The following is a 17,153-nucleotide window of genomic DNA, read 5'->3' as shown; positions in this document are numbered from 1 at the left end:
TGTGGCGAGCAGGCTTGCCCTGCGTTGGGCTGCGCAGCAGCCCCAAGACGATCACCCCTTTATGCCTGGCAAACCGCGGTGTCTGGTTTCAGGGCCGCTTCGCAGCCCAACGCAGGGCAAGCCTGCTCGCCACAGCGTGGGAACGATCAATTATTCAGCCGGATCTTTCGGTGTTTCGGTGTCGTCTGCTGCCACTTCACCTTCCGCATCCGGGTTCAGTGCGCCGGCTTCTTCGTCTGCAGAAGCTTTCTTGCGTTGCAGTTTTTCCTCTTTCTTCTGTTCCTTGGCCAAGTCTCTCTGACGTTTGGCGAAGGAGTAATTAGGTTTGGCCATGGGCGATCCTCTAGGGTCGAAGGTGAGGGTGGGCGGCGCGCAGCTGCCTTGGGACGCTATGGTATCAGCTTAGCAGCGCGCCAGGGCCTCACTTACCGCAGGCGTAAGCGGCCAGCAGGCCGTTGAACAGTTGGTTGAGGTGCATGGCGCAGGCTCCAGTGGTTGATGGGCCGATCATAGGCGGGTGACGCGGCTTTGGCTGGTAGATTGTGTTGATCACGCTGATAGCCTAAAGTTGTATACAATCTGTTGACTCAGATCATAAGAATCTTTGCCAGCCTGATGCACCCTTGTCGCAATACGCATTTTTAAACCCTGCCTTGGAGATTCACATGTTTGCCAAACTCGTTGCTGTTTCCCTGCTGACTCTGGCGAGCGGCCAGTTGCTTGCCGCAGAGTGCAAGGTCACCGTCGACTCCACCGATCAGATGTCTTTCAATACCAAAGCCGTTGAAATCGACAAAAGCTGCAAGACGTTCACCGTTGAACTGACCCACTCCGGCAACCTGCCGAAAAACGTCATGGGTCATAACTGGGTGCTGACCAGTGCCGCCAACATGCAGCCAGTCGCCACTGACGGCATGGCCGCCGGCATTGACAAGGACTACCTGAAACCAGGTGACGACCGCATCATCGCCCACACCAAAATCATCGGTGCTGGCGAGAAAGACTCGGTAACCTTCGATGTATCGAAGCTGGCGGCGGGGACTGATTACGCGTTCTTCTGCTCGTTCCCAGGGCACATCTCGATGATGAAAGGCACTGTGGTCGTTAAGTAACAGGGTTTCAGCGGCAAAAAAAGCGCCTTGCGGGGCGCTTTTTTGTGGGCGGCGAAAACCTGTGGCGAGCGGGCTTGCCCCGCGTTGGGCTGCGAAGCAGCCCTATAACCTGCAACTCGGTCCGTCTGAATGACCTCGTTTGCCTTACTGGGGGTGCAGCGCAGCCCAACGCGGGGCAAGCCCGCTCGCCACAACGGCCCCTTCACTAAAGTGTTCAGGGCGCGAATGGCATGACCCGCTTGTGCTCAGTCTTGCGGTAGGTATCGCAGATAATCCTGAATGCTTCCTCACGCACCGGCTCGCCGTGCAGGAAGGCATCGATCTCGGCGTACGTCACGCCATGTGACGCTTCGTCCGGCTTGCCTGGCGACAGGTCTTCCAGGTCCGCCGTCGGCACTTTCTCGACCAACGACTCCGGCGCACCAAAATGCCGTGCAATTGCACGCACCTGGTTTTTCACCAGCCCGCTCAACGGCGCAAGATCACAGGCGCCATCACCGAACTTGGTGAAAAAGCCCATTACCGCTTCCGCTGCATGGTCAGTACCGACTACCAAGCCACCGGCCGCACCGGCGATGGTGTATTGCGCCACCATGCGCATGCGCGCCTTGGTGTTGCCCAGTACGAAATCACGGGACACCGCCGCCTTGCCTTCAAACGCCGCCACTTCATTGGCCAGGGCTTTCACCGCCGGGCCGATGTTCACGGTGTGGCGTTCGTCTGGCTCAATGAAGTCCACTGACGCTGTGGCATCGAGTTCGTCGAACTGGGTTTCGTAGGGCAGGCGCACCGCAATAAACCGGTAAGCCTCATCACCCGTGCTGGCGCGCAGTTCTTTCATCGCGCGTTGGGCCAACAAGCCTGCGGTCAGGGAGTCGACGCCACCACTGATGCCCAGCACCAATGTCTTGAGCCCGGAATTGCGCAAGCAATCCTGGATAAACGCCACGCGGCGGGCGACTTCTGCTTCAAGGGCGGCCTGATCGTTGAAGGGCGCCTGGACCTTGAGCTGCTGCGCAATCTCACGCTGTACGGCTTGCATGATTCACTCCTTGCTGGAAAGGGCAGGTACTTTGAAAACGTGACGCAAATAGGCGACGAAATTCGGGTCGGTGCAGTGGGTTTTGCCCGCTTCATCCGAAATTTTGGCAACGGGCTGGCCATTGCACGCGGTCATTTTAAGCACGATGCTCATCGGTTCCACACCTGGAATGTCACAGGTGAGGTTGGTACCGATGCCGAAGCTCACATTAATGCGACCGCGCAGCGCACGGAAAATCTCCAGCGCCTTGGGCAACGTCAGGCTGTCGGAGAACACCAGGGTCTTGCTCATCGGTTCGATGCCGAGCTTATGGTAGTGAGCGATGGCTTTTTCCGCCCACTGAATCGGGTCGCCGGAGTCGTGGCGCAGGCCGTCGAACAGCTTGGCGAAGTACAAGTCGAAGTCGCCGAGGAACGCGTCAGTGGTGATGCAGTCGGTCAGGGCAATGCCCAGCAGGCCACGGTATTCGCGCACCCAGCAATCGAGCGCGGCGATCTGGCTGTCGATCAGGCGCGGGCCGAGTTGCTGATGCGCCATGATCCATTCGTGGGCCATGGTGCCGAGCGGCTTCATGCCGAATTCGCGGGCCAGGTGCACGTTGCTGGTGCCGACAAAGCGCCCGGGGAAATCGTGCTTGAGCACGCTGACCACTTCTTCCTGCACACGGTATGAGAAGCGCCGGCGCGTGCCGAAATCCGCCACCTGCAATTCGGATAGCTCTTCGACGCTGGCGTTTGCCTTCAGCCAGTCGAACTTGCGGTACAGCTGCTCGCGGGCCTGTTCGAGGATCACCGTCTGGTAGCGGTAGCGGTTACGCACTTCGCTGACGATGGCCAGCATCGGCACTTCAAACAGGATCACATGCAGCCACGGCCCGCGCAGGCGAATAAACAACTCGCCGTTCTCGATGCCGGTTTGCACATACCGCAGGTTGAAGCGAAACAGCCCCAGGAAGCGCAAAAAATCCGGCTTCATAAAGCTGATGCGTTCCAGGAAACCCAGTTGGTCAGGGCTCAGGCTCAGCTCGGCGAGGCGCTCGATCTGGTAGCGGATCTCCGCCAGGTACGGGCGCAGGTCTTCACTGTTACGGCAACGAAACTCCCATTCAACTTCCACGTTCGGGTAGTTGTGCAGCACCGCCTGCATCATGGTCAGCTTGTAGAAGTCGGTGTCGAGCAGGTTCTGCACGATGCGATCGGCAAACACGCTCTCGCTCATAACGGGAATCTCCAGACAGGTCGGCAATGGGCGCCGGCCTTTACGCACAATTAAGGAAGGGGGCTAGTGGCGCATAGACGTGGGTTGGTTTGCCAGCGATTTTTTTGGAATGGCTACTGGCCCCATCGCAGGCAAGCCAGCTCCCACACTTGAAATGCACTCCAAATGTGGGAGCTGGCTTGCCTGCGATGGCTATCTTCCAGGCGCTAAAGCACTTGCTCCATCATCCACTTTACAAACTCCCTGACCTTGGGCACTTCCGCCGAATGCTCCGGATACGCCAGGTAATAGGCATCCTCGCTCGGCATTGCATGGGGCCAGGGAATCACCAACTTGCCCTCCGCCAGTTCCTCTTCCACCAAAAACCGTGGCAGCAACGCTACACCACAGCCCACCTGCGCCGCGCGAATGCACATATAAAAGGTGTCAAAACGCGGCCCGTGGTAGCTGTGTTCGGTCTGGTAACCCTGGCTGGCAAACCAGTCATGCCAGCCCTGGGGCCGCGAGGCGTTTTGCAGCAGTACCAGGCTGCTCAGTTGCGTCGGGTCGGTAAAGGGCTGCGCGGGCAGGCTGTCCGGGGAGCAAACCGGTACCAGCTCTTCACTGAACAGCTTCAAGCTTTCAGTGCCGGGCCGTGAACCCTGGCCGAAATAGAACGCCATGTCAGCCTTGCCCTGCAGCAACTCGTCCGGTTCCTGTTCGTTGCACAGGTCCAGGTGGATGTGCGGGTGACGCAGCCGCCAGCCCTTGAGGCGCGGCACCAGCCAGCGCGCGCCGAAGGTGTAGGGCGTGGACACGCGCAGCACTTCGGTCTCGCCGCCGTAGGAGCGCAGGTAGTGGGTGGACATCTCCACTTGCGTGAGAATTTTTCGTACTTCCACCAGGTACAAGTCGCCCGCCGGGGTCATCTGCAAGCGTCGGCGTACTCGGCGAAACAGCAGGTGTTGCAGCAGTTCTTCCAGCTGCGCCACCTGCTTGCTCACCGCGCTTTGCGTGAGGTTCAGCTCCTCGGCGGCGCGGGTGAAGCTCAAATGGCGGGTGGCCGCTTCGAAACACTGCAGGGCGGTGATCGAGGGCAAATGTCTTCTGTTCAGCACGGCACGCCTCTTTTTATTCTTTGCATGAATAAACGGAATGATATCTCGCCTAATCGTCGTTTGTTGGCAAGTCTTCGGCCAGCTACAAATAAGGTCTGGATCGCCGTGCTCAGCGGCGGCGCAATTTTCTGTTTGTAGATTGAAGGAGTGACCCATGGTTGCCGCATTGCTTGATCGTCTCGGGGTAAACCCGGCGCTGTACCAGGCGGGTAAACAACCCGTGCATTCGCCGATTGACGGCAGCCTTATCGGCAGCGTGCATTGGGAAGGTGCCGCCGAGGTGGAGCAGCAGGTCAGTCGCGCCGAGCATGCATTCGAGGCCTGGCGCAAAGTGCCGGCGCCGCGTCGTGGTGAGCTGGTGCGGCAGTTCGGTGACGTGTTGCGCGAATACAAGGCCGACCTGGGCGAGTTGGTGTCGTGGGAAGCCGGCAAGATCACTCAGGAAGGCTTGGGTGAAGTGCAGGAGATGATCGACATCTGCGACTTCGCCGTCGGCCTGTCGCGCCAGCTGTACGGTTTGACCATCGCCTCCGAGCGTCCGGGCCACCACATGCGTGAAACCTGGCACCCGCTGGGCGTGGTCGGCGTGATCAGCGCCTTCAACTTTCCGGTGGCCGTATGGGCGTGGAACACCACCCTGGCGCTGGTGTGTGGCAACGCGGTGATCTGGAAACCGTCGGAAAAAACCCCGCTCACCGCCCTGGCTTGCCAGGCGCTGTTCGAACGCGTGCTGACTAAATTCTCCGACGCCCCCGAGTACCTCAGCCAGGTGGTCATCGGTGGCCGCGATGCTGGCGCCGCACTGGTGGACGACCCGCGCGTGGCCCTGATCAGCGCCACCGGCAGCACCCGCATGGGCCGCGAAGTGGCGCCGAAAGTCGCCGCACGTTTTGCCCGCAGCATCCTCGAACTGGGCGGCAATAACGCGATGATCCTCGGCCCAAGCGCCGACCTGGACATGGCCGTACGCGCCATTCTGTTCAGCGCCGTCGGCACCGCTGGCCAGCGGTGCACCAGCCTGCGTCGGTTGATCGCCCACGAGTCGGTCAAGGAAGAAATCGTCACCCGCCTCAAGGCTGCGTACTCCAAAGTACGCATCGGCCACCCACTGGAAGGCAACCTGATCGGCCCGCTGATCGACAAGCACGGCTTCGAGAACATGCAGGACGCCCTGGAGCAAGCCTTGAGCGAAGGCGGCAAGGTGTTCGGTGGCAAGCGCCAACTGGAAGACAAGTTCCCGAACGCCTACTACGTGGCACCGGCCATTGTGGAAATGCCTGAGCAAAGCGACGTGGTCTGCACCGAAACCTTTGCACCGATTCTGTACGTGATCGGCTATAAGGACTTCACCGAAGCCCTGCGCCTGAACAACGCCGTGCCTCAGGGCCTGTCGTCGTGCATCTTCACCACCGATGTGCGCGAAGCCGAGCAGTTCATGTCGGCGGTGGGCAGTGACTGCGGCATCGCCAACGTCAACATCGGCCCGAGCGGCGCAGAAATCGGCGGCGCGTTTGGCGGTGAGAAAGAGACCGGCGGCGGGCGTGAGTCGGGTTCGGACGCGTGGCGCGGGTACATGCGTCGCCAGACCAATACCGTGAACTACTCGCTGGAGCTTCCTCTGGCACAGGGCATTACCTTCGACTGATCCCTCACGTCGAAGTGAGGTTAATGTGGGAGCTGGCGTTGCGGCCCTATGCGGGGTGTCGGGTAAAAACCAAAAGCCGGCCACCCACCCACCCCACCTGCGATAGCGGTGGTGACTGATACACCGCTATCGCAGGCAAGCCAGCTCCCACAGTTGATTGGGTTCGCAAAGAAAAATAATAGTGGTTTGTTAGGTTTCATTCGGAGTCTGGCAATGGCATTACGCGAAGCATGTTTGTGGGAACACCTCACCCCTGGCCGGCCGGATCGGGCCGCGCTCAAGGGCGCGGTCAAGGTGGATGTGTGCGTGATCGGCGCCGGGATCACCGGTTTGTCGGCTGCCATTCACCTGCTGGAACAAGGCAAAAGCGTCGCCGTGCTGGAGGCTCATCGCACCGGCCACGGCGGTTCGGGGCGTAACGTCGGGCTGGTCAACGCCGGCCTGTGGATCCCGCCGGATGAGATTGAAGCCGGTTTCGGCGAAGCGGTGGGCAGCCAGCTCAACCGCATGTTGGGCGCGGCACCGTCCCTGGTGTTCAGCCTGATCGACAAATACACCATCGATTGCCAATTACGCCGCGAAGGCACCTTGCACATGGCGCACAACGCCCGTGGCGAGGCGGATTTGCGCAGCCGAGAAGAACAATGGAAGCGCCGTGGCGCGCCGGTCGAGTTGCTCACCGGCCAGGCCTGTGAGCACGCCACGGGCACCAAAAAGATCGCCGCCGCCTTGCTTGACAGGCGCGCCGGCACGCTGAACCCGATGGCCTACACCAGTGGTTTGGCGCATGCGGCGGTCGGGCTCGGCGGGCAACTGTTCGACCATTCCCCGGTCACTCAACTTGAGCGCCAGGGCTCAAGCTGGTCGGTGCAGACTGCCCAGGGTTCAGTGCAGGCGGCACAGGTGGTGATCGCCTCCAACGCCTACACCGAAGGCGAATGGACCGAGCTGCGTCGCAACTTCTTCCCCGGCTATTACTACCAAGTCGCGTCGGCCCCGCTGACAGACCCGGCGGCCGAACACATCCTGCCGGGCGGGCAAGGGTCGTGGGATACACGCCAGGTGTTGAGCAGCATCCGCCGCGACGCCGATGGCCGTCTGTTGCTCGGCAGCCTGGGCAACGGCAATCAGAAACCTGCATGGTTCTTGAAGGCGTGGGCCGATCGGGTGCAGCAGCATTACTTCCCGTACCTCAAATCGGTGCAGTGGGAATTTACCTGGACCGGCTGCATCGCCTTCACCCCCGACCATCTGATGCGCCTGTTCGAACCGGCGCCGGGTCTCGTGGCAGTAACGGGCTATAACGGGCGCGGCGTGACCACCGGCAGCGTGGTCGGCAAGGCATTTGCCGACTATTTATGTCACCAGAATCCCCAGGCGCTGCCGATTCCGTTTGCGCCGATGCAGCCGTTGGCCGGGGTGGGCCTGCGCAGTTGCTTATACGAGGCTGGATTCTCGCTGTATCACGCCGGGCAATGCCTGAGGATCGTGATCTGATCAACGAAATACCGTTCAGAACCCTGCATTTTCTTAGCAGGCTACTCATCTGTATTGGTGCAAGTCGTAGCAATCGCGCACTGTAAATGTGCAGTTCCGTTACGCACATTGTTACAGGTGCAGGAACTGTCGTTTATTCGCTTGAGTGTTGGTACGACCTGCCAGGGTTGTACTTTTTGCGTCCATTGGTTGCACCTCCATGCGCCATGCGGTTGCACGTGCTGGCGCGAGGAGCCGAAACGCCTGTAATAACAATGACACGGTGTCTTTTCTGTTAATAAAAAAGTAATGGCACGCGCCTTGCTCTGGGCTTTCCCTTGAAAGTTTCAACTGAAGGTCGCAGTGAATTCGTAGTGCCAATAAACAAAAAACTCGGAGCACCACTCATGTCCCAGACGTTTTACAAGAAAGGTTTTCTGGCCCTCGCCGTTGCAGCGGCGCTGGGTGTTTCTGCGTTTGTCCAAGCTGATGTGAAGATTGGCGTAGCAGGTCCGATGACCGGTGCCAACGCCTCGTTCGGTGAGCAGTACATGAAGGGTGCCCAAGCGGCAGCCGATGTGATCAACAAGGCCGGCGGCATCAACGGCGAGCAGATCAAACTGGTTGCCGGCGACGACGCCTGTGAACCCAAGCAGGCCGTGGCTGTGGCTAACCGCCTGGTCGATCAGGACAAAGTGATCGGCGTGGTCGGGCACTTTTGCTCCTCGAACACCATCCCGGCTTCCGAGGTGTATGCCGACGCGGGCATCATCATGATCACCCCGGGTTCTACCAACCCACAGGTGACCGAACGTGGCTTGACCGCCGTGTTCCGTATGTGCGGGCGTGACGACCAGCAAGGTATCGTCGCCGGCGACTACATCGTCGACGTGCTCAAGGGCAAGAAAGTCGCGGTCATCAACGACAAAGACACCTACGGCAAAGGCCTGGCCGATGCCACCGCTGCCCAGTTGACCAAGCGTGGCGTCAAGCCAGTGCTGGAAGAAGGCCTCACCCGTGGCGAGAAAGACTTCAGCGCCCTGGTTACCAAAATCCGCTCCACCGGTGCTGACGTCGTGTACTTCGGCGGCCTGCACCCGGAAGCCGGCCCACTGGTTCGCCAGCTTCGTGAAGCTGGTTTGAAAGACGTCAAGTTCATGTCCGATGACGGTGTTGTGACCGACGAACTGGTGACCACCGCCGGTGGTAAACAGTACGTGGATGGCGTGTACATGACCTTCGGTGCCGACCCGCGCCTGCTGCCAGACAGCAAGGCCGTTGTGGAAGAGTTCCGCAAAGCCGGCTACGAGCCAGAAGGCTACACCCTGTACGCCTACGCCTCGATCCAGGCCCTGGCTGCTGGTTTCAACGGTGCCAAGTCCGACAAAGGCGAAGACGCTGCCAAGTGGCTGAAAGCTCACCCGGTGAAAACCGTCATGGGCGAAAAAACCTGGGATGGCAAGGGCGACCTGAAAGTGTCCGACTACGTGGTTTACCAGTGGGACAAAGACGGCAAATACCACCAGTTGGAAAAGCAGAAGTAAGCAGAGCGCCTGATCCTCTGTAGGAACTGGCATGTGTGGGAGCTGGCTTGCCTGCGATGGCATCACCTCGATATGGCTGAAATACCGAGGTGTCTGCATCGCAGGCAAGCCAGCTCCCACCCAAGCCCTGCTCCTTCAGTGGTACGCAGTTATGCGCTCTATTGTGTCCGGCAACAGATCTGTCTTTTCCTCCAGAAGCGCCGCACACCTGTCGGTGTGCAGGTGCTCACCGCGTGAGATTGCGTTATGGATGGTATTTTCCTGCAGCAACTGGTCAACGGTCTGACCCTTGGGTCGGTCTATGGCCTGATCGCCATCGGCTACACAATGGTCTATGGCATCATTGGCATGATCAACTTCGCCCACGGCGAGGTTTATATGATTTCCGCTTACCTCGCGGCGATCAGTCTGGCACTGCTGGCTTACTTCGGCATCGAATCCTTCCCACTGCTCATTCTCGGCACTCTGGTCTTCACCGTGGTCGTCACTGGCGTTTACGGCTGGGTCATTGAGCGTGTCGCTTACAAACCCCTGCGCAACTCCACCCGACTGGCTCCGCTGATCAGCGCCATCGGTATTTCATTGATCCTGCAGAACTACGCCCAGATCGCACAGGGCGCCAAGCAACAAGGTATTCCCACGCTGCTGGCCGGGGCCTGGCGTGTCGACATCGGCACTGGCTTTGTTCAGTTGACGTACACCAAGGTCTTCATTCTGGTCGCCGCCTTTGCGGGCATGGCCTTGCTGACCTACATCATCAAATACACCAAGCTCGGCCGCATGTGCCGGGCGACGCAGCAAGACCGCAAGATGGCCTCCATCCTCGGCATCAACACCGACCGCGTGATCTCCTACGTGTTTGTCATCGGTGCCGCCATGGCTGCCCTGGCGGGTGTGTTGATCACGCTCAACTACGGCACCTTCGACTTCTATGCCGGCTTCATTATCGGCATCAAGGCGTTTACCGCAGCGGTACTCGGCGGCATCGGCTCCCTGCCTGGGGCGATGCTTGGCGGGATCATCCTGGGTATCTCCGAGTCGCTGTTCTCCGGGTTGATCAACTCGGACTACAAAGACGTGTTCAGTTTCTCCCTGCTGGTGGTGATTCTGATTTTCCGTCCCCAGGGCCTGCTGGGTCGCCCACTCGTGGCTAAGGTGTAAACATGTCTGCTGCCAAACCCATCGATATCAAGAAAAGTCTGGTCGATACGGTCCTCGCCGGGCTGATTTCCCTGATCGTGTTCGGTCCGATCGTCGGCGTGGTCCTCGACGGCTACAGCTTTAACCTGGAACCTGCGCGTGTCGGGCTGCTGGTCGCCATCGTGATGGTCGGTCGCTTCGCCCTGAGCCTGTTCCTGCAAACCCCCAAGGGCTTGAAGGTCCTGCAGGGCTTCGAAAGCAGTGGCTCCGGCGTGCACGTGCTGGCGCCGGACTACAAATCGCGCCTGCGCTGGATCATCCCCGCGCTGATCGTGATTGCCATCGTGTTCCCGATCTTTGCCAACAAATACCTGCTGACTGTGGTCATTCTCGGGCTGATCTACGTGTTGCTCGGCCTTGGCCTGAACATTGTGGTGGGCTTGGCCGGCTTGCTCGACCTGGGTTACGTGGCGTTCTACGCCATCGGCGCCTATGGCCTGGCATTGGGTTATCAATACCTGGGCCTTGGGTTTTGGAGTGTGCTGCCACTGGCGGCCATCGCGGCGGCGCTAGCGGGGTGCATACTCGGGTTCCCCGTGCTGCGAATGCACGGTGACTACCTGGCCATCGTGACCCTGGGCTTTGGTGAAATCATCCGCCTGGTGCTCAACAACTGGCTGTCGTTTACCGGCGGCCCGAACGGCATGCCGGTGCCATCGCCGACCTTCCTCGGCCTGGAGTTCGGGCGCAGGGCAAAGGACGGCGGGATTCCGTTCCACGAATTCTTCGGCCTCGATTACAACCCCAACATCAAATTCATCTTCATCTACATCGTGCTGTTCCTGGTGGTGTTGGCCGTGCTGTACATCAAGCACCGCCTGACCCGCATGCCAGTCGGCCGCGCGTGGGAAGCCTTGCGCGAAGATGAAATTGCCTGCCGCTCCATGGGCCTGAACCACGTGCTGGTCAAGCTCTCGGCGTTCACCATTGGTGCATCCACCGCCGGTCTGGCCGGGGTGTTCTTCGCCAGCTACCAAGGCTTCGTCAACCCGTCGTCGTTTACCTTCTTCGAGTCGGCGCTGATCCTGGCCATCGTGGTGTTGGGCGGTATGGGCTCGACCGTGGGTGTCGTGATTGCCGCATTCGTATTGACCGTCGCGCCCGAGTTGCTGCGCGAGTTTTCCGAGTACCGCGTGCTGCTGTTTGGCGTGTTGATGGTGGTGATGATGATCTGGCGACCGCGCGGCCTGATCCGGATCAGCCGAACCGGTGTGACGCCACGTAAGGGGGTAGCGCCATGAGCAAGGAAGTCGTCCTCAGCGTTGAACATTTGATGATGCACTTCGGTGGCATCAAGGCCTTGAGCGATGTGAGCCTCAAGGTCGAACGCAACTCGATCTTCGCCCTGATCGGCCCTAACGGCGCCGGTAAAACCACCGTGTTCAACTGCCTCACGGGTTTCTACAAAGCCAGCGGCGGCAAGATCCAACTGAACATTCGCGGCAAGCAGACGAACGTCATCCAGTTGCTCGGCGAACGCTTCAAGGGCGCCGACTTTATCTCGCCGAAAAGCTTCTTCAGCCGTGTGTACTACAAAATGTTCGGCGGTACCCACTTGGTCAACCGTGCGGGTTTGGCGCGGACCTTCCAGAACATTCGCCTGTTCAAGGAAATGTCGGTGCTGGAAAACCTGCTGGTGGCCCAGCACATGTGGGTCAACCGCAACATGCTCGCGGGCATCCTCAACACCAAGGGCTACCGCAAGGCCGAAAGCGACGCCCTCGACCACGCGTTCTACTGGCTGGAAGTGGTGGACCTTGTGGACTGCGCCAACCGCCTCGCCGGTGAGCTGTCCTACGGCCAACAGCGCCGCCTGGAAATTGCCCGCGCGATGTGCACCCGGCCGCAGATTATCTGCCTGGACGAACCGGCCGCGGGCCTCAACCCTCAGGAAACCGAAGCCCTCAGCGCGATGATTCGCCTGTTGCGCGACGAGCACGACCTTACGGTGGTGCTGATCGAACACGACATGGGCATGGTGATGAGTATTTCCGACCACATCGTGGTGCTCGACCACGGCAACGTGATCGCCGAGGGCGGCCCGGAAGCGATCCGCAACGACCCGAAAGTGATTGCCGCCTACCTGGGCGCTGACGAAGAGGAACTGGTATGAGCGGGCCTATCCTCGAAATGAAGGACCTGGACGTGTTTTACGGCCCGATCCAGGCCCTGAAAAAAGTCTCGCTGCACATCAACGAAGGCGAAACCGTCAGCCTGATCGGCTCCAACGGCGCGGGTAAATCCACGTTGCTGATGTCGATTTTCGGCCAGCCACGGGCCGAGTCGGGGCAGATTCTCTACAACGGCGTCGACATCACCCACAAGTCGTCCCACTACATCGCCTCCAACGGCATTGCGCAGTCGCCGGAAGGGCGGCGGGTGTTCCCCGACATGACCGTCGAGGAAAACCTGCTGATGGGCACCATCCCGATTGGCGACAAGTACGCCCAGGAAGACATGCAGCGCATGTTCGAGCTGTTCCCGCGGCTCAAGGAGCGGCGTACCCAGCGCGCCATGACCATGTCGGGTGGCGAGCAGCAAATGCTCGCCATCGCCCGCGCGTTGATGAGCCGGCCCAAGCTGTTGCTGCTGGACGAACCGAGCCTGGGCCTGGCGCCGATTGTGGTGAAACAGATCTTCTCCACCCTGCGTGAACTGGCGGCCACCGGCATGACCATCTTTCTGGTGGAGCAGAACGCCAACCACGCGCTGCGCTTGTCTGACAGGGCCTATGTGATGGTCAACGGCGAAATCCGCCTGACGGGCACCGGCAAGGAATTGCTGGTGAATGAGGAAGTGCGCAACGCCTACCTCGGCGGTCACTGATCTAAACAGCGACGCAGGACCTATTGTGGGAGCTGGCTCTTTGTGGGAGCCAGCTCCCACATTTGTTTTGCGGTGTTCTTAAGGCCAATTCCAAATTGTGGAAAACAAATTTGGCCTCCTCTCAAAGCGCGACATATAGCCGCCGCAAATCCCTGTTTTGTCACGGTTTTGACTTGTCCCCATCTGCTGTGGAACCGGCTGTGGGTAACGTGGGAGTAGCTGCCTGAAAGCCCCTAACGGCGTGGCTTGCAGCGCGACGGTTGTTTTTTGATCAGCGGTTTTTTCGCGACCAGCCGAGGGTTTTGTCAACCTGTTTAAAGACACAGGTGTATGACAAAAATATGCCCCTTCAGCCTGTGGATAAGTCTGTGACTAAACTCTGGAAAGACGGCCGCAGAGGCCGGAATGACTGGCCTGGAGCCATCGTTCCAATTTCTCCTATTTACAATCGCCTACATAGGGAGTGTCCCAGGTCAAGCAAAAAACTTTCTAAAACCGCCCGCAGGCCTTGTACACAGCGGCCTGAGGCGTTTTGCACTTGCCCCCAAAGACTGTGGGCGCAGTTGTGGATAAGCTGCGCGTATATGGCTGCAAGCCGCGTTCTATAAGGCTTTGCGCTAATTGATTAAATAGTAACCACGTGTGGATGAAGTCTCGTGCTCGGTGGTTGCCGCAATCGCGGCGTAAGGGCATTCTGCTGGCTGATTTTTTCCCGATGCCCGCAAGGAGAACACCATGTCCGACACGTTGTTTATTACTGGCGCAACCTCAGGGTTTGGCGAAGCCTGCGCCCGTCGTTTTGCCGACGCCGGCTGGAAACTGGTGCTCACTGGCCGTCGCGACGACCGCTTGAATGCCTTGGTCGAAGAGCTTTCCAAACAGACCGAAGTGCATGGCCTGGTCGTGGACGTGCGTGACCGCAAGGGCATGGAAGAGGCGATTGCCAACCTGCCGCCGTCGTTCGCCAAACTGCGCGGGCTGATCAACAACGCCGGCCTGGCGGTGGGCACCGACCCTGCGCCCAAGTGCAGCCTCGACGATTGGGAAACCATGGTCGACACCAACATCAAAGGCCTGCTGACCACCACCAGCCTGCTGTTGCCGCGCTTGATCGCCCATGGCCGTGGCGCCGGCATCATCAACCTGGGTTCCATCGCCGGCAGCTACCCGTATCCAGGCAGCCACGTGTACGGCGGCTCCAAGGCGTTCGTGAAGCAGTTCTCGCTGAACCTGCGTTGCGACCTGCAGGGCACTGGCGTACGCGTGACCAACATCGAGCCAGGCCTGTGTGAGAGCGAGTTCTCGCTGGTGCGTTTCGGCGGTGATCAGGCGCGGTATGACGCGACTTACGCGGGGGCCGAGCCAATCCAGCCGCAGGATATTGCCGACACGATTTTCTGGGTGCTGAACACGCCGGCGCACGTGAACATCAACCGGTTGGAGTTGATGCCGGTGAGCCAGACCTGGGCCGGGTTTGCGATTGAGCGTGGGGCCAAGTAAGGCTTTAAACCGTGCCGCTGCCATCGCAGGCAAGCCAGCTCCCACATTTGATCGGTTTTACACGGTCAACATGTGGGAGCGGGCTTGCTCGCGAAGGCGTCAAATCAGCCAAAACACGACATAAGGTACACTCCACTCCTGAAAGCCCCTCCGCACTGTGCGGATTTAAGGTTTTAACGGGAGGAAATGTGAGTAACCGAGGTGAGCAGTCACTGCTCAAACAATCGACCATCCTGATGTTCGCTGTGGCGATCGCCGGGATTGTCACGGGTGTGATATCCGGCGCCCAATCCATTCTGTTCGACGGCTTTTTCTCGCTGATCGCCACCGCCATCAAGGTGTTGATGCTGATCACGGCCAAGCTGATCGCCAAGAAAAGCAACGAGCGTTTTCAGTTCGGCTATTGGCATCTGGAACCCATGGTGCTGTTGATCGAAGGCAGCTTTCTGTTGTTGATCGCCATCTACGCGTTTCTCAACGGCGTATTCGGCATCATCAATGGCGGGCGCGAGATTGAATTGGGGCTGGTGATCATCTACGCGGCGGTGTTTACCGTGGTTGAGTTCGCCTACTTCTTCTATGTGCGCTACCGCAACCGCACGCTGAAATCTTCATTGATCCAGTTCGACAACATCAGTTGGATGGTCGATGCGATGTTGTCCGTGGGCCTGCTGATCAGCTTTCTTGCTGCGTTGTTGCTCAAGTCCCAGGGCTATGGCGAGTGGGCGGTGTATGTCGACCCATTGATCCTGATCCTGCTGGCCCTGAGCATGCTGGCGCCGGCGTTCAAAATCCTGCGCCCGGCGTTGCGCGAGGTGCTGGGGATTGCCCCGGATCATCTGGACGACAAGGTGCGCGAAGTGATGGACGCGGCGCAGGCCAGGCATGGTTTCGACGACTACGTGTCGTACGTGCAAAAGCACGGCCGGGCGCGGTTTATCGAAATTCACGTGGTGTTGCCGGCGGATTACCCGGTGGATAACGTCGCGACCCTGGATGGGCTGCGCGAAGAGATATCCACAGGGCTGGGCACAGCGGACGCGGCGCGGTGGCTGACGATCAGTTTCACCGGGGATCGCAAGTGGATTGCGTGAGGTCAGTCAGACCGAGCTGAGGCCAGCACCCACCCGTTGATCTGTTAACCCGATCAACTGTGGGAGCTGGCTTGCCTGCGATGAGGCCCTCACAATCAGCCCAGATGCTGGACCAAACCCTGATAGCAAGTCGCCAAATGATAAGGCGTCGTCGACGGCATATCCCGTCGGCTTATGGTGCACTTGGCATCCAGGCATTCATGCCATCCTTTGTCATGCAAAAAATGCTGCTGCAGCGCCAGCAATTGACGCTGCAGCACCGCTTCACTGCCCGGCCGCAAGGTCAGTGCCCGCAAGTATTCCGCCTGAGCCCAGATCCGCTGCGTGCCGTCGCGCACACTGCCGTCGAGGGCAAGCATGCCGCTGACCGCACCGCTCTCGTTATCCACACCCATAAGCTCTGCGTAAGCAAACGCGCGGGTCAGTGAGGCGTGCAATGGCGTACCTCGCAGCACCTGCGATGATTCCAGCAAAAAGAACCATTCGAACTGGTGGCCTGGCTCAAACCAGTTATCCACAGCGCCCAGCGGTTTTTCCATCATCACGCCGGTTTGGCGGTCGATAAAGCGCTTCTGCAGGGCGGTGGTCAGGTCCAGCAGGGCGTCGCGGGTGACGGCGTCTTCACGCACGGCCAGCGTGGCGAGGAAGCCTTCGGCGAGGTGCATCAACGGGTTTTGCAGCGGCCCGGAATTGAGCGATGACCAGTTGCGCTCTACCACTGCTTCGTACAGGCCGTCGCCGGTAGCGAAGCGTTTGGCGACCACGTCCAGGGCGGCATTGAGCACCGATTCCACCAACGGTTCACGCACTTTGGCCCAGTAATGGGCGCAGGCGAAGATGATGAAGGCGTGGGTGTAGAGGTCTTTGCGCTTGTCCAGCGGTTTGCCGGCGGGGTCGATGCTGTAGAACCAGCCGCCGTGTTCGGCGTCGTGGAAATGCCGTTGCAGGGAGCGGAAGAGGGCGGCGGCGCGCTCTTCGGCGAAGGGTGTGCCGGGTTGGCCGATCAGGCTGGCGAACAGGTACAGCTGACGGGCGCAGGCCATGGCGCGGTAGCGTTGGGGGGGCAATGGGCGGTGATCGGCGTCGAGGGCTTCGTAGGGTAATGCCAGTTCAGCGTTCCAGCCTGGGTTCTGCCAGAGCGGCACGATCAGGTCGTGGAAGTGGGTGAGTACAGTGTTCAAGGAGTGTTGGGAAGCGCTGGGCATTGGCTGGCGTCGTCACGGCAGGGGTGTAGGCGGGCATGGTAGCAGGCTTGTCTGGGGGAGCGGTCTGTCGGTGTGTATATCCGTTGCTGTGGTCACGGCGGAGTATGGTTCCGCTTCTTGGCAAACGCCCGGAAGCCGGCCCAGCCAAAAGTAACCAAAAGGTCTTCGCCCCACCACTCGGCACCTCGCTTAGG

Annotated in this window: 15 protein-coding genes; 10 read left to right on the top strand and 5 right to left on the bottom strand. The window is 59.6% G+C overall.

The genetic code is table 11. From position 1 onward, the window contains the following. Positions 1-150: 150 nt before the first annotated feature. Positions 151-333, bottom strand: coding sequence for a hypothetical protein (locus tag ACP7A2_RS25040; protein WP_348061770.1), 183 nt, complete (start codon positions 331-333; stop codon positions 151-153). Between the two features lie 332 nt (positions 334-665). Here ACP7A2_RS25040 and azu point away from each other — a divergent pair, with 332 nt between their 5' ends. Further along, positions 666-1,112, top strand: coding sequence for an azurin (gene azu / locus ACP7A2_RS25035; RefSeq protein ID WP_426136472.1), 447 nt, complete (start codon positions 666-668; stop codon positions 1,110-1,112). Between the two features lie 214 nt (positions 1,113-1,326). Here azu and nadE read toward each other — a convergent pair whose 3' ends face one another. The 3 genes from nadE to ACP7A2_RS25020 all read right to left on the bottom strand — a co-directional run bounded on the left by nadE (position 1,327) and on the right by ACP7A2_RS25020 (position 4,469). Next, positions 1,327-2,154 carry an ammonia-dependent NAD(+) synthetase gene (nadE, locus tag ACP7A2_RS25030; RefSeq protein WP_348061768.1) on the bottom strand — a complete coding sequence of 276 codons (828 nt, stop codon included), beginning with the start codon at positions 2,152-2,154 and terminating at the stop codon, positions 1,327-1,329. Positions 2,155-2,157: 3 nt separating this feature from the next. Then, positions 2,158-3,372 (bottom strand): nicotinate phosphoribosyltransferase, encoded by a 1,215-nt coding sequence (gene pncB / locus ACP7A2_RS25025; RefSeq protein ID WP_426136471.1) that lies wholly within the window; start codon positions 3,370-3,372, stop codon positions 2,158-2,160. Between the two features lie 206 nt (positions 3,373-3,578). Beyond that, entirely contained in the window at positions 3,579-4,469 is an 891-nt protein-coding gene (locus tag ACP7A2_RS25020) for a LysR family transcriptional regulator (RefSeq protein ID WP_426136470.1), read from the bottom strand. 154 nt (positions 4,470-4,623) lie between these two features. On the opposite strand from ACP7A2_RS25020, the gene ACP7A2_RS25015 reads away from it, so the two are divergent. The 9 genes from ACP7A2_RS25015 to ACP7A2_RS24975 all read left to right on the top strand — a co-directional run bounded on the left by ACP7A2_RS25015 (position 4,624) and on the right by ACP7A2_RS24975 (position 15,754). Further along, positions 4,624-6,114 (top strand): aldehyde dehydrogenase family protein, encoded by a 1,491-nt coding sequence (locus ACP7A2_RS25015; protein WP_426136469.1) that lies wholly within the window; start codon positions 4,624-4,626, stop codon positions 6,112-6,114. 213 nt (positions 6,115-6,327) lie between these two features. Then, the gene (locus ACP7A2_RS25010) at positions 6,328-7,611 is read left to right on the top strand and encodes an NAD(P)/FAD-dependent oxidoreductase (protein ID WP_426136468.1); all 1,284 of its coding nucleotides are present in this window, start codon (positions 6,328-6,330) and stop codon (positions 7,609-7,611) included. Positions 7,612-7,997: 386 nt separating this feature from the next. Further along, on the top strand, positions 7,998-9,134 hold the full coding sequence (locus ACP7A2_RS25005; RefSeq protein WP_426136467.1) for a branched-chain amino acid ABC transporter substrate-binding protein: 1,137 nt from the start codon (positions 7,998-8,000) through the stop codon (positions 9,132-9,134). A 246-nt stretch (positions 9,135-9,380) separates the two neighbouring features. Continuing rightward, positions 9,381-10,295 (top strand): ABC transporter permease subunit, encoded by a 915-nt coding sequence (locus ACP7A2_RS25000; RefSeq protein WP_048727385.1) that lies wholly within the window; start codon positions 9,381-9,383, stop codon positions 10,293-10,295. A 2-nt stretch (positions 10,296-10,297) separates the two neighbouring features. Next, on the top strand, positions 10,298-11,575 hold the full coding sequence (livM, locus tag ACP7A2_RS24995; RefSeq protein WP_426136466.1) for a high-affinity branched-chain amino acid ABC transporter permease LivM: 1,278 nt from the start codon (positions 10,298-10,300) through the stop codon (positions 11,573-11,575). Beyond that, the gene (locus tag ACP7A2_RS24990) at positions 11,572-12,447 is read left to right on the top strand and encodes an ABC transporter ATP-binding protein (protein ID WP_348061216.1); all 876 of its coding nucleotides are present in this window, start codon (positions 11,572-11,574) and stop codon (positions 12,445-12,447) included. The genes livM and ACP7A2_RS24990 overlap by 4 nt, the downstream gene beginning before the upstream one ends. Further along, positions 12,444-13,160 carry an ABC transporter ATP-binding protein gene (locus ACP7A2_RS24985; RefSeq protein ID WP_426136465.1) on the top strand — a complete coding sequence of 239 codons (717 nt, stop codon included), beginning with the start codon at positions 12,444-12,446 and terminating at the stop codon, positions 13,158-13,160. Before ACP7A2_RS24990 ends, ACP7A2_RS24985 begins: the two co-directional genes overlap by 4 nt. A 735-nt stretch (positions 13,161-13,895) precedes the next feature. Next, on the top strand, positions 13,896-14,660 hold the full coding sequence (locus tag ACP7A2_RS24980; protein ID WP_426136464.1) for an SDR family oxidoreductase: 765 nt from the start codon (positions 13,896-13,898) through the stop codon (positions 14,658-14,660). 188 nt (positions 14,661-14,848) lie between these two features. Next, positions 14,849-15,754, top strand: a complete 906-nt coding sequence (locus ACP7A2_RS24975; RefSeq protein WP_375070901.1) for a cation diffusion facilitator family transporter — start codon at positions 14,849-14,851, stop codon at positions 15,752-15,754. A gap of 95 nt (positions 15,755-15,849) precedes the next feature. Here ACP7A2_RS24975 and ACP7A2_RS24970 read toward each other — a convergent pair whose 3' ends face one another. After that, positions 15,850-16,959: an AGE family epimerase/isomerase gene (locus ACP7A2_RS24970; RefSeq protein WP_426136463.1), complete on the bottom strand. Its 1,110-nt coding sequence runs from the start codon at positions 16,957-16,959 to the stop codon at positions 15,850-15,852. Positions 16,960-17,153: the final 194 nt, after the last annotated feature.

The organism is Pseudomonas sp. PWP3-1b2 (genome assembly GCF_049896045.1).
Classification (GTDB): domain Bacteria; phylum Pseudomonadota; class Gammaproteobacteria; order Pseudomonadales; family Pseudomonadaceae; genus Aquipseudomonas; species Aquipseudomonas antarctica_B.
The sequence above is the reverse complement of the archived record's forward strand: the minus strand, read 5'-3'. Positions and strand labels throughout refer to the sequence as shown.

Excerpts from the sequence above, each read along its gene's own strand:
- ACP7A2_RS25040 (WP_348061770.1), bottom strand. The coding sequence starts at position 333 with ATGGCCAAACCTAATTACTCCTTCGCCAAACGTCAGAGAGACTTGGCC.
- azu (WP_426136472.1), top strand. The coding sequence starts at position 666 with ATGTTTGCCAAACTCGTTGCTGTTTCCCTGCTGACTCTGGCGAGCGGC.
- nadE (WP_348061768.1), bottom strand. The coding sequence starts at position 2,154 with ATGCAAGCCGTACAGCGTGAGATTGCGCAGCAGCTCAAGGTCCAGGCG.
- pncB (WP_426136471.1), bottom strand. The coding sequence starts at position 3,372 with ATGAGCGAGAGCGTGTTTGCCGATCGCATCGTGCAGAACCTGCTCGAC.
- ACP7A2_RS25015 (WP_426136469.1), top strand. The coding sequence starts at position 4,624 with ATGGTTGCCGCATTGCTTGATCGTCTCGGGGTAAACCCGGCGCTGTAC.
- ACP7A2_RS25010 (WP_426136468.1), top strand. The coding sequence starts at position 6,328 with ATGGCATTACGCGAAGCATGTTTGTGGGAACACCTCACCCCTGGCCGG.
- ACP7A2_RS25005 (WP_426136467.1), top strand. The coding sequence starts at position 7,998 with ATGTCCCAGACGTTTTACAAGAAAGGTTTTCTGGCCCTCGCCGTTGCA.
- ACP7A2_RS25000 (WP_048727385.1), top strand. The coding sequence starts at position 9,381 with ATGGATGGTATTTTCCTGCAGCAACTGGTCAACGGTCTGACCCTTGGG.
- livM (WP_426136466.1), top strand. The coding sequence starts at position 10,298 with ATGTCTGCTGCCAAACCCATCGATATCAAGAAAAGTCTGGTCGATACG.
- ACP7A2_RS24990 (WP_348061216.1), top strand. The coding sequence starts at position 11,572 with ATGAGCAAGGAAGTCGTCCTCAGCGTTGAACATTTGATGATGCACTTC.
- ACP7A2_RS24985 (WP_426136465.1), top strand. The coding sequence starts at position 12,444 with ATGAGCGGGCCTATCCTCGAAATGAAGGACCTGGACGTGTTTTACGGC.
- ACP7A2_RS24980 (WP_426136464.1), top strand. The coding sequence starts at position 13,896 with ATGTCCGACACGTTGTTTATTACTGGCGCAACCTCAGGGTTTGGCGAA.
- ACP7A2_RS24970 (WP_426136463.1), bottom strand. The coding sequence starts at position 16,959 with ATGCCCAGCGCTTCCCAACACTCCTTGAACACTGTACTCACCCACTTC.